Source organism: Bradyrhizobium paxllaeri (assembly GCF_001693515.2).
Taxonomy (GTDB): Bacteria; Pseudomonadota; Alphaproteobacteria; order Rhizobiales; family Xanthobacteraceae; genus Bradyrhizobium; species Bradyrhizobium paxllaeri.
On the sequence record NZ_CP042968.1, the window covers coordinates 6788485 to 6809187 of the forward strand.

Sequence of the window (20703 nt, forward strand, 5' to 3'; positions counted from 1 at the left end):
TGATGACAAAGCGCATGGAACAACTGCCATCGTCGCGTCGCCTCGCCTGCGCAGGCTGCGGCACCGAATTCGGCTGCAACCCGTCCGGGCCCTGCTGGTGCAGCGACGAGGCGTTCCGCATGCCGATGCCGGTCGACGGCGGCGATTGCTTCTGCCCGGACTGCCTGCGCACACTCGCCAAGCAGCGCACGACCGCGGGTGCGGCATGAACGCGAAATGGAATGTCGGCGCTGTCCTGCTCGACATGGACGGCACGCTGCTCGACACCGAGAAAGTCTATTTCGAGAGCCTCGTCGCAGCGCTCACGGCCGGCGGCTTCGCCGATGACGCGGTCACGCTGTGCCACGCCATGGTCGGCCTTCCCGGCCCGGCCTGCGAGGCCATGCTGCTCGATCGCTACGGCGCGGACTTTCCGCTCGCCGATATCAACCGCGCCTTCCTCGTCAACCGCGACCGGTTGATGGAAGCCGGCCTGCCGCTTAAATCCGGCACGCTGGAACTGCTCGACGCGCTTGCCGCCGCCGATTGCCCGATGGCGATCGTGACCTCGTCGTCGCGGCGCTCCGCCGAACGCAACTTGTCGCTCGGCGGCATCCGCGCGCGCTTCGACACCGTGCTGACGCTCGACGATGTCGCGCACGGCAAGCCGAGTCCGGATTTGTATCTCCTCGCTGCGGCACGTCTGGGCCTCGCACCGCAAGCTTGCATCGCCGTGGAAGATTCCAATCACGGCGTCGCTGCCTCCCACGCCGCCGGCGCGATTACCATCATGGTGCCGGACATGGCGGCGCCGACGGAAGAGACCCGCGCGAAATGCGCGGCCGTGCTGCCGGATCTGAATGCGGTGCTGGCAATGCTGCGCGAGCGCGGTGAATTTGGACGACGCTTGTAGGGTGGGCAAAGCGAAGCGTGCCCACCATTATCACCGCGCTCGTGATGATGGTGGGCACGCTGCGCTTTGCCCACCCTACGAAACTTATTCCGCCGGTCCCGCAAATAGCAGCAGATTGCCGTCCGGATCCTTCACGGTGAAATTGCGAGCGCCCCAGGGTTCGCGCCGCAACGTCTGGAGGAACGTTACGCCCGCCGACTGAAACGCAAGAAAGAGGTTCTTGATCTCCTCCGCACCCGCGACCGTGAGCGACGCAGCAAGCAACTGCTCGCGATCGCGCAGCTCCGGATCGATCAGCGGGGCGGCGACGCAGCGCAGGTTGATCCGCGCGCCGTCGCGCGCGACCTGCGCATAGAATGGCGGCTCGCCATAGGTGAAGGCGACGCTGAAGCCGAGCTTGCCGGTGAAGAAATCGCAGGACGCCTTGATATCGGCGACGAAGAGCTGAGGCTCGGCGGCCGTGATGAAGGCTGCGGTGGAAGTCGTGTCTGCATGGTCAGGCATGGTCGATCCCCCGTCTCGTGACATGTTAGCGCCGGCTGCGCCGCCGCGCCATTGCCGCTGCCGTCAGGGAAGCCGCCGCCTCGCCCGCGGTTTCCATGTAGCTGGGATCGCGATGCAAGAGGACGACAGCGAACGAGCCATCGAGCAGCAGCAGGATTTGCCGCGCCAGCAGCAAGGGCTCGGCAATGCCTTCCGCCTCGAAGGTCGCGTGCAGCCAGCCCTCGAACTTCTTCTTGTGCGCGGCGCCAATCCTGATCGCGGGATGGCCGGGCATGTTGGCAAGCTCGGCGGAGGTACGCAGGAAGCCGCATCCCTTCCACTTCGGATGCCGCGCCGAGCGCGCAAGGTTGCGAAAGATCGCTTCGACCTTGGCGGGCAGGCCGCCGCGGGCTTCCGAAAACCACTGCCGGAACAGCGCCAGATTGGGCTGATCGCGGCCGGCGAGATAGGCTGCGACGAGATCGTCCTTGCTTTTGAAATGATAGTACAGCGTGCGCTTGGTGACGCCGGCCTTTTCGGCCACGGCGTCGACGCTGACGCCGCGGATGCCGTCATTATAGAACAGCGCGTTCGCCGCCGAGACGATGCGGTCGCGGGTCGGGACTGCGGATCGTGCCATGCCGGCTATGTATACTAACCAGTGAATATACACAATCCGGATGGTCTTCTAGGGTCACCGCAACACACCATCTCTTCCGGAGACTCAAAATGCCCGATCCCATCCTGCTCGAAATCGACGACGGCGTCGCGCTGGTCACGCTGAACCGGCCGGACAAGCTCAACGCATTGAACTATGCATTGATCGACCGCCTGATGACGGCGCTGGACGCAATCGAGACCGACGCCAACGTGCGCACGGTGATCCTGACCGGTGCGGGTGAACGCGCCTTTTCCGCCGGCGCGGATATTCACGAATTCTCCAACAGCGTTCGCCGAGGCCCAAACGCTGCCGTGCAAAGCTTCGTCCGGCGCGGCCAGGCCATGACCGCGCGGCTCGAAGCGTTCAGGAAACCGGTGATCGCTGCCGTCAACGGGCTGGCGTTCGGTGGCGGTTGCGAGATCACCGAAGCCGTGCATCTCGCCGTCGCCAGCGAAGCGGCAAGTTTCGCCAAGCCGGAAATCAATCTCGGCATGCCGCCGACCTTTGGCGGCACGCAGCGTCTGCCGCGGCTTGCCGGGCGCAAGCGCGCACTGGAATTATTGCTGACGGGCGATCCCTTCTCGCCGCAGCGGGCGCTCGAGATCGGCCTCGTCAACAGGATCGTGCCGCATGATGAATTGCTGCCCGCGGCACGCGAGCTCGCAAGCCGTATCATCAGGCACTCGCCGCTCGCCGTCGGCGGCATCATCACCGCGGTCACGCGCGGATTGAACATGGGCATCGCCGAGGGGCTGCAGGTCGAAAGCGAGCAGTTCGCCGCGCTGGTACCGAGCCACGATCTCGGCGAAGGCATCGCCGCTTGGATCGCGCGCCGATCGCCAAACTATGCCGGCCGCTGAGCCGCGGCAGGAACATCATTGCGATTGCGGGAGCCTTGGCGTCACGCAATCGCAGGAGTTCCTCAGACGATGGTAGGCGCCAAACGCCTAGTTTAGACCGTCGAAATGCCGTCGATCGGGCTGATGTCGCCGACGAACCGCAGCAGGTCGGCCATCGTGAACTCGCCGGGAGTCTTGGACGGCAGCGTCGGCTTCCAGTTCTTGCCCTTCAGCCAGAGATACGACTGATGGTCGCCGTTGACGAGGCCGACGAACACTTCCGCCACGATCGTCGCGCCGACCGGTCCGAGCCTTTCGCCGCCGCCGCGCTGCTGCGCCTCCTTGAGGATGTAGTACCAGAGCGGTGTGTGCTCGTGCAGGCCGTGCTTCTTCGCGACAGCGCCGTCCGGGCCCTTTGCGATCTCGGCGGGGGTGAGCGGATGCTTGATCTTCATCGCCCTGGCGACATCCTGTCCCGACGGCAGTCCGAGCATGACGCCGCGTTTGAGGTTGCGGAACGGCAGGCTGCCACCGCCGCCCGGCAGATCGTGCAGCTTGGGTATCAGGAACGGGTCGATCTTCCGCGAGGGATTGAGCCGCACATCGGGAGGATTGGCCGCCAGCACTTCATGATAGCGACGCCAGTCGATGATCCAGTTGCTGGAGAGCACAGGTATAGGCAGCGGCGGCTGCACCGGATCGGGCGCGAGATCGCCGATGATTCCGCCCGACAGGCCGGTGAACCTGAACAGCAGATCGAGCGAGGCTGGGGCGACGCCGCCCGGCGTGAACTTGCGATTGTGGCTATAGATCTCGCGCACCATGCTGTGGCCGAACCGGTACGCCGCCGCGGAGAACTCGATCGGCATGTAGGGCCACTTCCTGAAGCGGTAGAAGCGGCGCCCCTGATCGAGGATCTTGGCGACGATTCCCTTCTCGGTGATGCGCTCCACGAAATCATGCAGCACCATCCACTGGTAATGCCAGGTCACCGTCTGGCGCGCCTGGGCGAACAGCTCGTCGGCCGGCACCCCGGACGCAGCAAGATGGTCGCACACCTTGTTGTGAAACTTCAGCATCGCCAGGTGCGTCTGCGCAACCACGAGATTTTCGTCATTGCGATGGTCGCCGATCAACGCAAAGCCTTCGGGGTTGCGCGGCAGGTCGTTGCGCGGCGTGATGGCTATATCGTCAACGCTGATGGTCTTGCCGAGCAACAGCTTCGGTCCCGGATTCTTGCCGTTGGCCTCGCCGGGATTGCGCGCGTAAAGCTGCCGGCTGCCGTCCGGACCAAGACCATAGACGCTGTCGAGATCGAGCGCCGGCGTGCGGAAGTTCTCGGTCGCCAGCGGATCGGCCATCTTGTCGCCGAGCGAGGTGAGATCGAGCGTGATGTCGTGATCGACAAACTGGCCGAGATAGGTGAACCCGGCCGGCACCTTGGTGTTGTTGCCGGCGGTGTCACCCGGATTGGCGTCCTTCATCGCGTCGGCAAGCTCCTTCAGCGGAGCATCGTCGACCGCGAGCGGTTCGAGATTCGGAAACATCCGCCCGAACATGCCGGGATCGTCATGCCCGGAAAGTGAATCAAGAAACTGCCGGGTCGGGTGGCGGCCGGCCGTGCCATGGCCGGGCTGGACATTCACTTGAGTTGCCATCACTTCCTCCAATCGCAAATGTTGAAAGAAGAGGGGTACCGGTGCGTCGCGCTGTCAGGTCAGTAAAGGTTCAGGTAAAATTCGAGCGATACCCCTCAAGAGGGTTCAGTCAGCAAAACCCAACTCCAGACTGTGACCAATCGGAGCGTGGTGCCAGCGGTTTATTTTTCGATTTGTGTGAGCAACTTCACTGACGTGGCGCGATGTCGAATTCCTTGCGCAACTCGGCTTCGGTATAGGAGCACACACCGCCATCGAGATCGCGCACCAGCCACTCTTCCAGATACACGATCTGCGTCCCGCTTTGCCTTTCATGTCGAAGCTCGAGGTACCCGTCCTCGCTTCGCTGTAGCGAGCAAGTGGATTGCACCCAGCTCGGCCATTCGTGCAGGGGCTGTCCGGTGAACTGCCAGGCGATCAACGCCACGTTGCTCGGGCGCGGCTTCAGCTTCAGTGTGGTGTCCACAATCGTCTCCGAAACAATGGTTCCTGCAGTTTGACAACGCCCGGGCCCGGCAAAAGTTGGGCGTTCATGGGGCAATTCTCGCCCCGTCGTCGATATTGCCTATGCGTCTTTGGGATGGATATCCGGTGAATCCCCGGTCTGTCGCGCCGGGATAAGGACATGCGGACCTGGGCTCCGCATGTCCAGGCGGCGTTCGCAGCGCAACCCTGCCTAGCGCACCACCGCCGCGGTCTGGCCGAACAGGATCCTGCGCTCCTCCTCGGTGCGGTTCACCGGCTGGCCGAAATTCGGATTGACCTCTTTCGCCTTGGCGTAGGCGCGCTCGGTCGCGGGCCGCGCGCGGATGGTTTCCAGCCAGCGCTTCAGATGCGGAAAATCGTCGATGTTCTGGTCCTGGTTCTTGTACGGCACGACCCAGGGATAGCTCGCCATGTCAGCGATCGAATAATCGCCGGCGATGAATTCGCGGTCCGACAGGCGCTTGTTCAGCACGCCGTAGAGCCGGTTGGTCTCGTTCACATAGCGGTCGATGGCGTATTTGATTTTTTCGACCGCATAATTTCTGAAGTGATGGTTCTGTCCGGCCATCGGCCCGAGCCCGCCCATTTGCCAGAACGTCCACTGGATCGCGTCATAGCGGCCGTAGAGATCGGCGGGCAAAAACTTTCCGGTCTTCTCGGCAAGATACAGCAGCATCGCGCCCGATTCGAAAATCGAGACCGGCTTGCCGCCGCCCTTCGGCGCGTGATCGACCATCGCTGGAATGCGGTTGTTCGGCGCGATCGCCAGAAACTCCGGCTTGAACTGCTCGCCCTTGCCGATGTTGACCGGAAAGATCTTGTACGGAAGCCCGGTCTCCTCGAGGAACATCGTGATCTTGTGGCCGTTCGGCGTGGTCCAATAATGAAGGTCGATCATGCGGCGATCCCATTTCTGCTTGCTGCGCTTCACGCTTATCGCAAAGAACATGCGATTGCATGAAATTCATCGCAGAACGGCCATCGAGTCAATGGCCGGCGCCCGCGCCTCAAGGCGAGTTGATCTGCGATGGGAGCATGATGCAGAAGAGGAACTCCGCCTCGCCTCGCTTCAATCGCGGGACGAGGCGTCATGCGTCCGGCTCAGGCGTGCAGCCAGAATGCACTTTCGGCGAACTGATCGCCTTTCCACCAGTTGAGGGTGCCGGTGCCGCGGCGGAAATTCCTGGCGCCGGCCTGGCTTTGCAGCGGCCTGGTGACTTCGCCCGCAGCGTTACGCGCCGCACGGTGGTCATTGGTTTCCGGCACCACGGCGACGATATGGCCCGACTTGCCGTCCTGCTTCCGGCGCGCCACGATCAGCCCGACCGCGCCGATGTTCGCCTCCTGCTGCAGCTTGGTCAGCGTGCTGGTCTGACGCCAGCCGAAGCGCGGCCCGAAGTCGCGCAGCCAGCGGAACAGCGCATTGGCGCGCATCTCCATGATGGTGTTGTCGATCAGCGGCTCGACCTTTTCACCCCGCGCCAGGCGCTCGATGGCGCCGGGCGTCCACCACACCCGCGGCAGGTACACGCCGGCCAGGATACAGTAGTCGTGCGCGTAGATGTTGCAGAAGGTCAGGCCGTTGCGCGGCTTGTAGCGCCTGTGCGCCGCCTTGTCGGAAGCGAGATAGTCGATAATTGCGTTGAGGCTGCTCCGCAGTTCCTCGGGAGTTAGGCCCTTGCGGGTCGGCATGTCGGACTCGTTGAGCGAATGGGCGCCCGCGATCTCCGTCCGCCTGGTGACCAGGCCGCGCCGGCGCGGCATGATGACTTCGACGATGCCGCTCGTCGGCGCGTCCATCATCAACGCCACCGCCGGGATTTCGGTCACGTCGGCCGGCGCCGGAACAAGGAAATCTGCGGAGGCGAAGCCGCGGATATGTGCGCCGACCAGGCTGGTTTCGATTTCCATGAACTTCTTCACCGGGGTGCCCGTAACGGCGCGCACCGGATGACCGTCCGGCAGTTGCGCGATCACGTTCCTGGTCGCCGGCGAGCTGACCTTTGGCTCGCTGCGCACGCGTAATGGGGTGAGCTCTGTCTTGACCACGAGAAGCGGCCCGGTGGCCTCGACCGGCGTCGGCGGCGGCACGATGGCGCCATTAGGCGGTGGTGGCGGCAACACCGACGAGCCGCCCGGCACCGGCACGGTGTGCGCCATACGGATGAAGTCGAAAATGTGCTCGCCATAGAATTTATGGCCGTCGAAATGGCCCTGCTTCAGGCCCTTGCTCGGAATGAAGTTGCCGGTGTTGTAGGCGATCGCGACCGCCGTCAGTTGCATGTCCGACAGCGATGGCTTGTTGAGCAGGCCGATCTTCTTCGCCTTGTCGGTCAGTTCGCCGATGCACTTGCCAAGCGTTTCGCTGAACTTCTCGTAGCGCTTCTCGAGAAAGTAGTCCGGATCTTCCTTGAAGAATTGCAGATCGAGCTGGAACATGCCGAAGCCGCGGCAGAACTTGCTTGGGTTCGACACCGGGAATCCCGGAATGTGTTGTCCCATCTCCACCAGCGCCTGGCGGGCGATGGCGAACATCCTGTCGCCTCTCGGGACCGACAGCAGGTGGGCCTCGTTCCTCGGGAATGCCTTGCGGCCCTTGTTGGGCGGTTTGAAATCGATGGTGTCACCGACACATAGCGCGAGGATGCGGTCCAGCGTCAGTTGCGGCTTCTTGCGCAGGATCGGCCAGACGTCGCCCGTCTCCTGACAGGCCAGCGCGACCAACAGATCCAGCGTGAACGGCATACCCGCGATCGCACGTTCGACTTCAGCGTGAAAATTCTCCTTGAACCATTTTATATCCGCAATGTTCGGCATGACAAACTCCCCTGCCTCGCGCCGGCGTAATATTTGGTCAGGTGCAATTACTGATCGCAAAGATCGCATCGGCTCCCGCAACCTTACGATGTCAAAACGAATAGGCGATCGGAGGGCGGCCGAGTGTTGTCGCCGCCACATTCACGAAAACTTGTGTGACTGGAGGTACTCGTCCGATCAGCGGCCGCGCTGGTTGTCGCGCAAAAACTGCTCCCCGCGCGCAGTGATCGCAATCCGCACGCCCTCGCCTGCCACCGGCTGGCGCACGACATAGCCGCGATCGACGGCATCCTCCCAGATCGTCAGCCGCGGGCATGAGGTGCGCCAGGTTTCGATCACCTCGGAATAAAGCCTCGGCTCGCGCGCGATCCATTCGACGAGATCGAGCACCAGGGGATCCGTCGTCTCGCTCATCAGCGCCTCCGCGTCAGAAGCGGTGCATTCAGAACGCCAGCGCGCTGTTGCGCGTGAACAGCAGCCAGCCGCCGTACAGGATGTAATAGCCGGCCACCGTCGTGATCAGCCGGTTCGCCCAGGTGCGAAACTGCGCATCGCTCATCGCTTCCAGGATGCGCCGCGCCAGCGTGGTGCCGAGCATCGAGGCTACGATCGCGACGCCGGCGAGCACCGGATCGAGGGTAGCGGCCTGATCGATGATGCCGCCGAAATAGATCAGCTTGGTGAGATGGCTCGCGACCTGGCAGGTCGCCTTCGTCGCGACCACCTCGCGGCGGCCGAAGTTGCCGCCGAGAAAGAACGTGTCCATCAAGGGACCGGAGACGCCGGTCATCAGCATCAGGCCCATGCAGATGAAGCCATAGAACGACCCCTGCGCAATGCTATCAGGGTTGGGCTTGAGGTTCTTCGGCATCAGCCGCGCCATGAACGGCGTCACACCGAGCAGCAACAGCGCAATCGGCTTGTCCGGCACATAGCGGGTGAGCGACCAGACGCCAAGCGCGAGCGCGCAGCCGATCAGATAGACGAACACCGGCCGCCAGCGGATATGCGCCCGCCACAGGAACGCGCGCCAGCCGTTGGACGCCATCTGCGTGATCGCATGCAGCACCATCGCCGTCGGCAGCGGCATCAGCATCAGCAGCACGCCGATCAGGATCATCCCGCCGGCCATGCCGAACAGCCCCGACAGAAACGCTGTCGCGACCATCAGGGCACCAAGGGCTGCAATCATCAGCGGCGTCACGCGAAGTCTCCTGCGCAGGCCATTCAGGTTGAGACGCGGTGCGCGCGGTCTTTCTGCTCCCTCTCCCCGCTCTTGCGGGGAGAGGTTGAAAAGAACCGCGCCGATTCAACCCAGGCTCTTACGTCCATTCTTGTGCCTCGCTTGTCGCGCGCACGCAAACTGAGTTATCTTGCTCTGGCATCAGTTTTCCTGAGGGTTATGTGCGGCGGCTGCTCTTTCTCAACGGCATCAAGGCGTTCGAAGCGGCGGCGCGCAGCGGCAGCTTCGCCGCCGCCGGCGCCGAGCTCAACGTTTCAGCCGCCGCGGTCAGCCGGATGGTGCACCTCTTGGAAGAGCGGCTCGGGGTGGCGCTGTTCGAGCGCAAGGCCAACCGCCTCGTCACGACAGCGGCCGGGCGCGCCTATCAGAGCGGGCTGACTCCGATCTTCGATGCGCTGGCGAGCCTAACCGCGCAGGTGACGGCGCCCTCAAGCGTGCGCGTCCTGACCATCGGCGTCGGGCCGACCTTTGCGATGAGATGGCTGATCCCGCGGCTGGCGGACTTCCGCAAGGAAGAACCCGATATCGACGTCCGCATCACCACCGGCGGCGCCGCGGTGCCGTTCGGCGAGGACTGGAGCTGCGGCATCAAGCTCGGCGGCGGCGAATGGCCCGGCCTGATCGCCGAGCCGCTGTTCGCCGCCGACCTGCTGCCGGTCTGCGCGCCGCGTCTGGCCAACACGCTGAAACGGCCTTCCGACCTGAAGGGGCCGACCCTGCTGCGGGTGGCCCATTCGCCCGACGACTGGCCGGCATGGCTGGAGGCCGCCGGCACCGGGCGCATCACCGCCCGCGGGCCGGAATTCGAGTTTTACGGCCAGGCGCTGCAGGCCGCGGTCGACGGCCTCGGCGTCGCCATGGGCATCCGGCCCTATATCGACGACGACCTGGCCGCCGGCCGGCTGGTCGCCCCGTTTGCGTTAAGTGTGCCGAAAGGCATGCGCTGGTATCTGGTGTATCGGGGGTTCAGCACAGGGCAGCGCGATTTCGCCGCGTTCCGGCGCTGGATTGTTCGCGCGGCGGCAGAACCCGCCGCGCGGCGCAGGGGCCAGAGACATGCCGGTTGAAACCATAAAGACGCTCATCATCGGCGGCGGCCAGGCCGGGCTGGTGATGAGCCATCGCCTCAAGCAGCGCGGGCTGCCGCATCTGGTGGTCGAGCGCCACCGCATCGCCGAGCGCTGGCGCAGCGAACGCTGGGACGGTTTGAAATTCCAGTTTCCCAACTGGTCGGTGCGGCTACCGGAGTTTCCGTTCCCGCACAGCGATCCCGACGGGTTTTCCGACACAGCCGACATCATCAAATTCATCGAGGCGTACGCCGCTTTCATCGCGCCGCCGATCCGCTGCGGCGTCGAGGTGACGCGGCTGTCGCAGCGCGAGGGGCGCTTTATCGCCGAGACCACGGACGGCACGATCGAGGCGCGCAATGTCGTCGTCGCCACCGGTCCCTATCAGCGCAACGTCATCCCGGACCTGCTGGCCGATCTGCCGGTGTTTCAGGTGCATGCCTCCGCCTACAAGAATCCCGGGCAGCTTCCGCCCGGCGCAGTGCTGGTGGCCGGCGCCGGTGCGTCCGGCGCGCAGATCGCCGAAGAGCTGCTCGAGGCAGGCCGCGGTGTCTATCTCTCGATCGGACGGCACCGCCGCCTGCCGCGCCGCTACCGCGGCCGCGACCTGATCTGGTGGCTCGCGGAAATGCAGTTCGACCAGATCACGCCGGAGGAGCGCGGGCCCGCGCGCCTCGGCCCTGTCATTTCCGGCGCCTATGGCGGCCGCAGCATCGATTTCCGCGACTTCGCCGCCCGCGGCATGATCCTCGTCGGCCATCTCGATACCGCGAATGGCAGCGTGATCGAGATCGCGCCGGGCCTCGAGAAGTCGCTGCACGACGGCGACATCGCCTACACCACCTTCCTCGACACCGTCGATGAATATGTCAAACGCCGTCACCTCGACTTGCCGGAAGAACCCGGCGCCCGCGCGACGCTTCCTGACCCGCCCAGCGTCACCACGCCGCTCACGCGTCTCGACCTTGCCGCCGAAGGCATCGCATCGGTGATCTGGGCCACCGGCTACGGCGTCGATTTCAGTTGGATCGATATCCCGATAACGGACGCACGCGGCGACGCTGTTCACCGCAACGGCATCTCGGCGGTGCCCGGCCTGTATTTCCTCGGGCTGCAATGGTTGTCGAAGATGAACTCCTCGTTCCTGTCAGGCGTCGGTGACGACGCCGTGGTGCTGGCGGATCATATTTTAGGACACCGGTGACGGTGCACGGCGCACGTCTAGGGAACTCACCGAAAAACTCCACCACATGTGAACTCCTTCACACCTCCCTCCCCCCGCGCCATGCTCTCCTCGCGCCATGGGCAATTCCGGGGGTCGCGCCATGATCTATGGTGGCTTTGAAATTCAGTCGTTCGAGGCAGGGAGAGGGTTATGGCACGCCAGGATTCAACGGGCCGATCAGGAACCGGTGGTGATCGATGGCATGGCCTTTCCGACCCTCGAAGTCGGTTTCGCGTGGTCGGATCCGGAAGCGGCGATCGCGGATGCGAAGGCTCACATCGACCGCTTCGGCCCGCGGTTCGCCGCGAGCCCGGCAAGGCCGGCGGAAAGCCCGACCTAGCCCTGGTCGGCAAACCAGCCATCCCCACCGCCGAGCAGACCCTGCAGGCGACGCCGGTGCTCTCCACCTGTCCGGATTGCAGCGCCCCGCTCTCCGTGCTGCGCATCATCCTCGGCCGCGCCGGCGCCGAATACTGGACCATGCGCTGCACACGCTGTGGCGGGATTCATCTGAGCATCGTCAAGGCGGCGTCGGCCGGAAAAGATACCGGGGACCTGCTGGTCTGAGATTGCGTGGTTCCTGCTCTTGCTGACATCTGCTGACAGGCGGAAGCGCACGGTTTTGCGCGGCCGTTTGCCCTTTTCTCGCTGGCTGACTCGTCCCATATTCGCCGCATGGCGAAGAAACCCGACACCCCCAAAAAATCAGGCAAAACCCCGAAATCCAAGGCGCACCGGCCGGATGTTCAGCCGATCGGGCCTGCGCTGGCGGAACTGCTCAATCCCGCGCTCAACCGCGGCGATGCCGGCATGGGCTCGGGTACCGGCCTGCAGCCGCCGCCCGACAATTCCTGGGACCGCCGCGCCGGCGGCGAAGCCGCCGCGCATCGCGCGCGGGCCTCGACCAGAGGGACGAGCGATGACGTCGCCAAACGCGATGCTGCGCAGGGCCTCGAAGAAGCCCCGCAAGCCAACTACGGCACCTCGGCGACCATCCCCACGCTCGATCCTGAAATCGCGCGCCAGCTCGGCCTGCCCACGGCGGAAGACGACGACGAAGCCCTCGCCCGCCCGCCGCGCAACAAGATGGAAGCGCTCGGCGTTAAGGCCACCGCCGACGCGCTGGAAAACCTGATCCGCGACGGCCGTCCGGAATTCCGCAAGGACGACGGCTCGATGAAGGTGTGGACGCCGCACCGGCCGCCGCGCCCGGAAAAATCCGAAGGCGGCGTGCGCTTCGAGATCAAGTCCGAATACCAGCCGAAGGGCGACCAGCCGACCGCGATTGCCGAACTGGTCGAGGGCATCGAGCGCAACGACCGCACCCAGGTGCTGCTCGGCGTCACCGGCTCCGGGAAAACCTACACCATGGCCAAGGTGATCGAGGCGACGCAGCGCCCTGCCATCATCCTGGCGCCGAACAAGACGCTGGCCGCCCAGCTTTACGGCGAGTTCAAGAACTTCTTTCCCGACAACGCGGTGGAGTATTTCGTCAGTTATTACGACTACTACCAGCCCGAAGCTTACGTGCCGCGTACGGATACCTACATCGAAAAAGACTCGTCCATCAACGAGCAGATCGACCGCATGCGCCACTCGGCGACGCGCGCGCTGCTTGAGCGCGACGACGTCATCATCGTCGCCTCGGTCTCCTGCATCTACGGTATCGGCTCGGTCGAGACCTACACCGCGATGACGTTCGCGCTGAAGAAGGGCGAGCGCATCGACCAGCGGCAGTTGATCGCCGACCTCGTCGCACTGCAATACAAGCGCACCCAAGCCGATTTTGCCCGCGGCACCTTCCGTGTTCGCGGCGATGTCATCGACATCTTCCCGGCGCACTATGAGGACCGTGCCTGGCGCGTGAATTTGTTCGGCGATACCGTGGAAAACATAGAAGAATTCGATCCGCTCACCGGCCACAAGCAGGACGATCTCGAATTCATCAAGATCTACGCCAACTCGCACTATGTGACGCCCCGTCCCACGCTGGTGCAGGCGATCAAGTCAATCAAGTCGGAGCTGAAGCAGCGGCTCGACGAGCTCAACAACCAGGGCCGCCTGCTGGAAGCGCAGCGGCTGGAGCAGCGCACCACCTTCGACCTCGAAATGATGGAGGCGACCGGAAGCTGCGCCGGCATCGAGAACTATTCGCGCTACCTCACGGGACGCCGCCCCGGCGAGCCACCGCCGACGCTGTTCGAATACGTGCCCGACAACGCGCTGGTGTTCGCCGACGAGAGCCACGTCACCGTGCCGCAGATCGGCGGCATGTTCCGCGGCGACTTCCGCCGCAAGGCGACGCTCGCCGAATACGGCTTCCGCCTGCCCTCCTGCATGGACAACCGTCCGCTGCGGTTCGAGGAATGGGACATGATGCGCCCGCAATCGGTCGCGGTGTCGGCGACGCCGAGCGGCTGGGAGCTGAACGAAAGTGGCGGCGTGTTCGTCGAACAGGTGATCCGCCCCACCGGACTCATTGATCCCCCTGTAGATATTCGTCCGGCCCGCACCCAGGTCGACGACCTCGTCGGCGAAGTCCGTGCTACGGCCGCGGCCGGCTACCGCTCGCTGATCACGGTGCTGACCAAGCGCATGGCGGAAGACCTCACCGAATACCTGCACGAGCAGGGCATCCGCGTCCGCTACATGCACAGCGATATCGACACCATCGAACGCATCGAGATTATCAGAGACCTTCGCCTCGGCGCCTTCGACGCGCTGGTCGGCATCAACCTTCTGCGCGAGGGCCTCGACATTCCCGAATGCGCGCTGGTCGCGATCCTCGACGCCGACAAGGAAGGCTTTTTGCGCAGCGAGACCTCGCTGATCCAGACCATCGGCCGCGCCGCGCGCAACGTCGACGGCAAGGTAATCCTTTACGCCGACCAGATGACCGGCTCAATGGAGCGCGCCATCGCCGAAACCAACCGCCGCCGCGAAAAGCAGGTCGAATACAACACCGCCAACGGCATCACGCCGGAGAGCGTGAAGAAATCGATCGGCGACATCCTCAACTCCGTCTACGAGCGCGATCACGTGCTGGTCGAAATCGGCGACGGCGGCATGGCGGATGACGTCATCAGCATCGGCCACAACTTCGAAGCGGTTCTCTCCGACCTAGAAACCCGCATGCGCGAAGCCGCCGCCGACCTGAATTTCGAGGAAGCCGCCAGACTGCGCGACGAGGTCAAACGCCTGCGCGCGACGGAAATGGCTGTGGTCGACGACCCCACGGCGAAGCAGCGGAATGTGCAGAAGCAGGCCGGCGCCTATGCCGGCACGAAGAAGTACGGGGACGCCGCCAACCTGCCGGTGAGCGCCATGAAGAAGAAGGGTGTGCAGGCCGCCCTGAAATCCAGCCGCAGCGGCGCGCCCTCCTCCCCGAGTCCCTCCAGCTCCAAGGTCCACAAACCCCACCTCGACGAAATGCACGGCCCGGAATCCCTGCCGTACCGCCCCGGCGGCGCCAAGCCGCGCAAGCCGGAGATCGCCAGCGGCAGCAAGATCTTCCAGCCAACGGACTCGCGCCAGTCAGGCCAGGAGTTCGGGCCGGCGCCGCGATCGAGCGGAGGTGCACCAGGGCATCGGGGTGGGTGGAAGAAGAGATAGTCGATCGGCGATCGCTGTCTTGCAGTCGCCGTACCGCGCCACCCGCGACGGCAGCGCCATCGACTATGTCTTGAGGTGCCCGGCCGTGTTGGTTGGCTCTGCCTGACCGGAGGCGAGCACGGGAAGTGTCATGTAAATGGTCGTGCCCTTGCCCAAAGCGGAGACGAGGGTGATTCGACCGCCGAGCTGTTGCGTCACAAGATTATGGACGATGTACAGGCCGAGCCCGGTACGGCCCTGCGCACGTCGGGTGGTGAAGAACGGATCGAAGACGTGACGCTGAACTTCCTCCGGAATGCCGCTACCGTCATCCGAGAAAATGATCTCGACCTGTTCCATGCCAAGGCGACGCGCCTTGATCAGCATGTGTCCGCCAGGTCCATCGGTGAAGCCGTGAGTGACGGCGTTGAAGATGAGGTTGGTCAGCACCTGCCCGTAAGCGCCCGGATAGCTGTCGAGGGTGATGTCGGAGGGTATCTCGAGCGCAAGCGAAGCTCGAGATTTCGGCAGGCCCGGCCGCACACTGGCCACGATCTGCTCGGTCGCAAGCTTGAGGTCAAAGGTGCGCCGATCAGCGTGGCTGCGATCGGCGGCGACTTGTTTGAATGATTGAATCAGTTCTCCGGCGCGCTGGAGATTCGCGACGAGCTGGTTTGCAGCATCGCGACAAGAGTCAGTGAAGTCTGCAAGCAGGGAACGGCGCACCGGGCCCGAGACGATCTGGTTGGCGAAGCTCGCGGAGCGGTGCGCGAGCGTCGAGGCCACCGTGAGGCTGATGCCGACCGGGGTATTGATCTCGTGTGCAACCCCCGCGACGAGACGGCCGAGTGCGGCTAGCCTCTGGGTTTCGATGAGATAGCGTTGCGTTTCGCTGGCGAGCAGAGCTGCTTCGGCCAACCTCCTCTTCTCCCGGATTTCAGCAAACAGCGCGGCAAGAATCGATGCGCTGACCGTCACAAGCAGAATGCTGACCTGGGCCGCCATGACGCGCTCGGCCACTGAAAGAGCCGGATTACCGAAATAGCCAATGCCAAAGGTGGTCGTCCAAACGATTGAAAGGCTGACAATGAAGGCGGCTGCCGCGGCAAAAACCGGCTGGCAACGAGCCGCAAGCCACAGCAGCGGCGCGAGCAACACGGCAACCGGCCCAATGGTCGCCAACAGCTCCGAATGCAGGAAAATCGCAAGTCCACTGGCCAGGGCAAGCGTGGCGACCGCCAAAGCGCCTTCGGCGAGTTCACTCAGCGACGGCCGGTCGCGCGAGGCTGCGGCAAGCTCTATCAGTAACGGTGCAACCGTGATTATTCCCAGTCCGTCCGATGCGAACCAGTGCTGCCATGTCGTCAACATCGACGTCGTCGTGCTGTGAAACAGTTTGTAGGCTATGGCCCCGCCGATGCCCGAGACAGCGGCCCCAACGATCGCTGCCGCTGCCAATCCCAGCACGTTGAGCGGCTTGTCCAGTCTGAAATCCGAACCGAAGTAACGCTCAATGAGCCACGCCGCGAGCACCGCTTCCCCTGCATTGCATAAGGCAAAGAGAACGGCGCTCGCGAGATTCCGGTCGCCAAAGAGATTCGCCGCGATGGTTGCAGCCATGGTGCCGACAACGACCGGCCATCGCGCCCTGGACCCGAGCGCGATCAGGACGCCGGCGGACACACCTGCGGCTGGCCAGAAAACGGCAACACCCTCTGGTTTGGTCAGCAGAGCAAGGCTAAGCCGCGCCGCCACGAAATATACGATGCCGACCGCGACAGCGAGCCCAATCGGGCCAACCCACCGCGTCAGGTCGATGCCGGTGGATAGCTCATGCTGAACCTGCCTTCGTAGATTCTGCCACACCGGGTGCTCCTCCCCGCCTGGGCCAATTTAGCACAAGAATCGCATAACCTGCCGCTATCGCACGCGATGAAGGATCGCCCCATCAAGGCTGAACGAACAAGACCAGATCCAGGGTAAGCCCCATCGCAAAAAAACGACAACACGACGTTGAACCAGTTGTACTTTATCCCTGCGTCCTGAGGGGAAAGGACACCGACGTTACGAGTTGCCTCGACACCGGGCCTCCTGCAGCAGGCCTTGAACCCTGCGTCCGGAGCCGCACGAGCATAGGCCATTGCTGCGAGCTTCTCAGTCAGTTCGACGATGTCCGCTCAGCAAGAAAAACAGACACGTGCATTGAAGCTCGCTGGTACCGCGTGCCCGATCAGCACGATCGATACATCCCCTGCAGCGACCTCCCGCTCAAAAAGATCGTGTGAGGCGTGAGACCGCCCCTGCGAGCGATCCAGCGGCGCACCGGCGTTGGATAGGTCGAGTACAGCATCAAGGTTGCTTCGGGATCAGTGAAGGTGCGGCCATTGGCGCCGAAATTCCAGGCCGCATGGAAGCCGAGCGTCGCGCGCGGAGTTACGCAGATTCTGTCGGGAGGGAGCGCGCTGAGAACCATGGTGCATGCCGACGCACAGAGGCCATCGATAATCACGGATTCGCCCGATGAGGCGAGGCGCTGATATTTGATGATGTAAGTCCCGATCTGACCGCCCCGGTCATTCGTGATGCGTACTGCAGAACTTGCCTCCGGCACATTCAGAATTAGCAGAATTGCCACTAGGAATCCCGTCACATACTTCATGTCCACCCCTGGGTTCGAGCAAATCGATCTGGATCGCTTTGCGTGATGCGCGAAGCTTGCGACAGGCTTGGTCAGGTTCATGGCATTGTCTGGGCGCAAAGCTCGGCAACTTCGGTTCCCCGGCTGGAACTCGTGAAAAACTGAGCCACCGGGGGAACAGGCATTCCGCGAGCCGCAAGCTGTTCCCGTTGCGCATGTCGTCAGGACAACGGCTCGCCCTGATGAGGATTGGCGGCGATCGCCGCGGCAGTCAGTGCGACCTCAGCTTGCGCTTGATCTCCGGCGGTGCAGCCTTCTCCGGGGCATGGCTGGCCGTCGCCTTCTCGGCTGGCGCCTTGATGGTGTGGGCCGGATTGTTGGTAACGCTTGAGGTCGCGGCCGCTGCAACAGGTGGCGATACAGACGCCGTGAAGGCGACGGACTTGGCGACGGGGGGCCGTGGCGGCGCGGCCGCTGCGACTGGCGTATTAACGGAACTGCTGTGGCGGCCTGCAGTGTAAGCCGCGAACGCGGTGGCACCCAGCAGAACGAGTAGCGCCTTTGCCCGCATACTCGCATCCGCTACATTGAGCCGGTCTTTCGAGCATTCATCACACGCTCAACCTCGTCGGCTAATTGCTCCAGATGCCGCGCAAGCCGGTCGAACATTTCACGCTTCGCTTTGTCGGCAGCCAGGTCCCTGACAAGCGCGCATTCGGCCGCGTCTTTACGCAGCTTCTCCAGATGGATTTGATAATCCTTCATCGTCCCCTGCCTGTCTTAATTTTCCGTGACGGTGGCACGGAGAACAGGGAGCTGAACTAACAAATGTTAGATCGGAGTTGGGAGATGCCGCTGGTGACCCGCCCAAATTCGCCGAGCGCGATAAGCGCGCCCCCCTTCATCGATTTCCAACCCAAGGCGTTCCGTCTCTAACTGGCTCGGACGTCCATGGGAGCATGGATCAGCGACATCTGTGGGCGTGTGTAGAAGCCCTCCCGCATAACCACGCCGCTTATCTCGGCGCTAACAGCGCGCGCCGCCCGCTTCTTCCTCCAGCCGCCTGCTAATCCCGCAGGCAGTGGCGCTCCTCGTCGGATAACCAGAAGCTCGCCTTTTCCACGAACGTATATGTCGAACATGCCGATTGCCCCCAGGGACGTTATAGGCACGGCGCGCTTGAAATGAGGTGGCAAAAGCGCAACAGCTCGGCGTCAAACGTTTGGTTGGAAATACCGCTGCAGACGAGCGTCGTGAGTTGGACGGCTAAGGTTCGCTTCTCAATCAACCTCGATCGGATCATGAGTTTCCTTGCGGAAGATTGCATTCGGGCATAGCCGAACGGAAACAAACCGTACGGCTCCCGTTTTGAGGGTAAGCACGATTTGCGGAAAGCCATCCCGGGCTCACCGCTTTCGCAGCGCCCCGGAATGACGCGTGGTTGGATCACCGCGATCTGCGGCTACTCCCTAAAAGTAATAATCCCGGTTCGACCCGTCATATGCACCGGACTGCATGCAGCAGGCCTTGAAACCTGCGTCCGGAGCCGCACGGACACAGGTCATTGCGGCCGAGCTTTTCGATCAGCTCGACATCGCCGTGGACGACACGCCGCCCGCGTTTGACATGGGTTTCCGAAGGGAAGGACTTCCGCCGCTTACGCGTGATGCTGAAAGCTGGGGAGGTTTTCGAGATCGCGATGCTTGCACATGGCATGCCCCCGTTGGTTGAAACGCGGCCCATCGCCGCGCGGCGTAGCTACCACGACGCTGGTCGTTCCGAAAGCCGCCAACAGCTTTGGCGCGCGTGGCCGGCCTATCATCAGGATCTTGGCCAAGGCTGATGCTTGGCGCACCATTTCGGGCCGGGGCCACGCATGTAGTGCAGCTCGGGCCGATAGCTATCGCGTACATCCAGAACCAGGTTGTGAACGACGCTGGCGAAATCGGAGACTGTCTCGGCTGTCCTGCGAGCGAAGCCGGATATGGCGGTCCAGCGCGCGGAAACAGGTGCGATCGCACGGGGGCTGACGATGCTTTTCCCGATCATCTTTTTCTCCGTCCGGTTGGATGTGGGCACCCTGATGATTTAACGGATCGGAGCTGCGGCTGCGCCAGAGCGATTGCCGTACCTGTAGAGCGATTGCTGCCAAAGCCTGGGCTGAATGCGTCCCGAGTCGGACGCGGATTCACGCTCTACCTCGCCACCGCGACGGCCGCCTGCGCGCCGCCGCTCTGCCGTGACCGGCGTCACGCTGCCTCAAGCATCGAACGCGTGGTGAGCCCGGGCAGCCCCGCGAAAGAACTACTAGAGATTGCGTGGCTTGCCGGGCAAATCAGGCATGGCTTGGTCCAGTGCTGCCAACGAAAATAATCTGCTTCGCGATTACCCCAAATCACCCCTACAACTCCGGCCATCCCGCACCCGCTGGAGGGGCGTATCGCGATCGTCACGGACGTTGGGCGCGGGATGCGGTGGACGCGGCAGCGTCGGGCGCGCAGGTGGTTGCAGGGCGGGCTTTGTCCTGTGAGCGATCGAACGGTGCGCGACGAACGGCGCTTAAACGCTTCAACCAGAATTCTGGTCTGGCAGCATGCGGGCCGATTGGAAAGTTCTGGTCGAGGAAGCCGCGTACGGCAAAGGCGTGTGGTTCTGGCACCCGTGGCTGGTGTCAAGCTGGCGGAGATCTGTCGGGCCCGACCGGGCTTCGATCGATCGTCAATCCGTCAGCGACGGAGACCAAAGGAATTCGGCTCCGGGAAGAGCGCGCCATAAGCCGTTAAAACCATTGCGCAGGGAAGGCCGGGTGTTCCGGCGCACCTGCAGTCCGCCGTGTGCCCCCCTGTGCGCACGACTGCGGGTGTCATGGGCACCCGGCCTTCCCTGCGCCCTCTTCGATTTCGAGGGCAACGAAGATCGCAAAGCTCGGGCGCAATGTGCCGCGAGAATGCGAGAACGCGTCTACTCCATTGTCATGCCCCGCGCAGGCGGGGCATCCAGTACGCCGCGGCGTCTCGGTTCAAGCACTGGCGTCTCTGGAATGCCGGGTCACCCGCCTCCGCGGGTGACGACAGGCGAGAGCTGTTTGACATTTGAATCC

20 protein-coding genes are annotated in these 20703 nt (G+C 63.4%); 7 read left to right on the plus strand and 13 right to left on the minus strand.

The annotated features are described in order from the left end of the window. Positions 1-2 precede the first annotated feature (2 nt). The gene (locus LMTR21_RS32380; RefSeq protein WP_065753398.1) at positions 3-209 is read left to right on the plus strand and encodes a cysteine-rich CWC family protein; all 207 of its coding nucleotides are present in this window, start codon (positions 3-5) and stop codon (positions 207-209) included. Then, positions 206-892 carry an HAD family hydrolase gene (locus LMTR21_RS32385; RefSeq protein ID WP_065753399.1) on the plus strand — a complete coding sequence of 229 codons (687 nt, stop codon included), beginning with the start codon at positions 206-208 and terminating at the stop codon, positions 890-892. The genes LMTR21_RS32380 and LMTR21_RS32385 overlap by 4 nt, the downstream gene beginning before the upstream one ends. 84 nt (positions 893-976) lie before the next feature. Here LMTR21_RS32385 and LMTR21_RS32390 read toward each other — a convergent pair whose 3' ends face one another. Together LMTR21_RS32390 and LMTR21_RS32395 are read right to left on the minus strand one after the other, a co-directional pair. Continuing rightward, the gene (locus LMTR21_RS32390) at positions 977-1396 is read right to left on the minus strand and encodes a VOC family protein (RefSeq protein ID WP_065753400.1); all 420 of its coding nucleotides are present in this window, start codon (positions 1394-1396) and stop codon (positions 977-979) included. 25 nt (positions 1397-1421) lie between these two features. Then, on the minus strand, positions 1422-2015 hold the full coding sequence (locus LMTR21_RS32395) for a TetR/AcrR family transcriptional regulator (protein WP_065753401.1): 594 nt from the start codon (positions 2013-2015) through the stop codon (positions 1422-1424). A gap of 89 nt (positions 2016-2104) precedes the next feature. On the opposite strand from LMTR21_RS32395, the gene LMTR21_RS32400 reads away from it, so the two are divergent. After that, on the plus strand, positions 2105-2896 hold the full coding sequence (locus LMTR21_RS32400; RefSeq protein WP_065753402.1) for a crotonase/enoyl-CoA hydratase family protein: 792 nt from the start codon (positions 2105-2107) through the stop codon (positions 2894-2896). 92 nt (positions 2897-2988) lie between these two features. Here the strand turns inward: LMTR21_RS32400 and LMTR21_RS32405 are convergent, their stop codons facing one another. From LMTR21_RS32405 to LMTR21_RS32430, 6 genes are all read right to left on the minus strand, one after another. After that, positions 2989-4533: a peroxidase family protein gene (locus LMTR21_RS32405; RefSeq protein ID WP_065753403.1), complete on the minus strand. Its 1545-nt coding sequence runs from the start codon at positions 4531-4533 to the stop codon at positions 2989-2991. 187 nt (positions 4534-4720) lie between these two features. Beyond that, positions 4721-4999: a hypothetical protein gene (locus LMTR21_RS32410; RefSeq protein WP_065753404.1), complete on the minus strand. Its 279-nt coding sequence runs from the start codon at positions 4997-4999 to the stop codon at positions 4721-4723. 210 nt (positions 5000-5209) lie between these two features. Then, a complete protein-coding gene (locus LMTR21_RS32415; RefSeq protein WP_065753595.1) occupies positions 5210-5917 on the minus strand; it encodes a glutathione binding-like protein in 708 nt (235 codons plus the stop codon). 203 nt (positions 5918-6120) lie between these two features. Continuing rightward, on the minus strand, positions 6121-7836 hold the full coding sequence (locus LMTR21_RS32420; RefSeq protein WP_065753405.1) for a hypothetical protein: 1716 nt from the start codon (positions 7834-7836) through the stop codon (positions 6121-6123). Positions 7837-8013: 177 nt separating this feature from the next. Continuing rightward, entirely contained in the window at positions 8014-8250 is a 237-nt protein-coding gene (locus LMTR21_RS32425; protein ID WP_148636033.1) for a hypothetical protein, read from the minus strand. A gap of 28 nt (positions 8251-8278) precedes the next feature. After that, a complete protein-coding gene (locus LMTR21_RS32430; RefSeq protein WP_065753407.1) occupies positions 8279-9040 on the minus strand; it encodes a sulfite exporter TauE/SafE family protein in 762 nt (253 codons plus the stop codon). A gap of 200 nt (positions 9041-9240) precedes the next feature. Here LMTR21_RS32430 and LMTR21_RS32435 point away from each other — a divergent pair, with 200 nt between their 5' ends. The 4 genes from LMTR21_RS32435 (at position 9241) to uvrB (ending at position 14986) form a co-directional block, all read left to right on the plus strand. Beyond that, entirely contained in the window at positions 9241-10146 is a 906-nt protein-coding gene (locus LMTR21_RS32435; RefSeq protein ID WP_065753408.1) for a LysR substrate-binding domain-containing protein, read from the plus strand. After that, complete coding sequence (locus LMTR21_RS32440) at positions 10136-11353, plus strand: NAD(P)-binding domain-containing protein (RefSeq protein WP_065753596.1); 1218 nt, start codon at positions 10136-10138, stop codon at positions 11351-11353. The genes LMTR21_RS32435 and LMTR21_RS32440 overlap by 11 nt, the downstream gene beginning before the upstream one ends. Positions 11354-11524: 171 nt before the next feature. Next, positions 11525-11941 carry a hypothetical protein gene (locus tag LMTR21_RS42105; protein ID WP_430642490.1) on the plus strand — a complete coding sequence of 139 codons (417 nt, stop codon included), beginning with the start codon at positions 11525-11527 and terminating at the stop codon, positions 11939-11941. 108 nt (positions 11942-12049) lie between these two features. Beyond that, complete coding sequence (gene uvrB, locus LMTR21_RS32455; RefSeq protein ID WP_084030640.1) at positions 12050-14986, plus strand: excinuclease ABC subunit UvrB; 2937 nt, start codon at positions 12050-12052, stop codon at positions 14984-14986. 63 nt (positions 14987-15049) lie between these two features. Here uvrB and LMTR21_RS41365 read toward each other — a convergent pair whose 3' ends face one another. The 5 genes from LMTR21_RS41365 to LMTR21_RS42110 all read right to left on the minus strand — a co-directional run bounded on the left by LMTR21_RS41365 (position 15050) and on the right by LMTR21_RS42110 (position 19346). Beyond that, positions 15050-16831 carry an MASE1 domain-containing protein gene (locus LMTR21_RS41365; protein ID WP_065753410.1) on the minus strand — a complete coding sequence of 594 codons (1782 nt, stop codon included), beginning with the start codon at positions 16829-16831 and terminating at the stop codon, positions 15050-15052. 364 nt (positions 16832-17195) lie between these two features. Continuing rightward, positions 17196-17624 carry a hypothetical protein gene (locus LMTR21_RS32465; protein ID WP_065753411.1) on the minus strand — a complete coding sequence of 143 codons (429 nt, stop codon included), beginning with the start codon at positions 17622-17624 and terminating at the stop codon, positions 17196-17198. 250 nt (positions 17625-17874) lie between these two features. Then, on the minus strand, positions 17875-18174 hold the full coding sequence (locus LMTR21_RS32470) for a hypothetical protein (protein WP_141688339.1): 300 nt from the start codon (positions 18172-18174) through the stop codon (positions 17875-17877). An 11-nt stretch (positions 18175-18185) separates the two neighbouring features. Beyond that, positions 18186-18368 (minus strand): hypothetical protein, encoded by a 183-nt coding sequence (locus LMTR21_RS32475; RefSeq protein ID WP_065753413.1) that lies wholly within the window; start codon positions 18366-18368, stop codon positions 18186-18188. Positions 18369-19100: 732 nt separating this feature from the next. After that, entirely contained in the window at positions 19101-19346 is a 246-nt protein-coding gene (locus tag LMTR21_RS42110) for an SEC-C metal-binding domain-containing protein (protein ID WP_430642491.1), read from the minus strand. Between the last annotated feature and the right edge of the window lie 1357 nt (positions 19347-20703).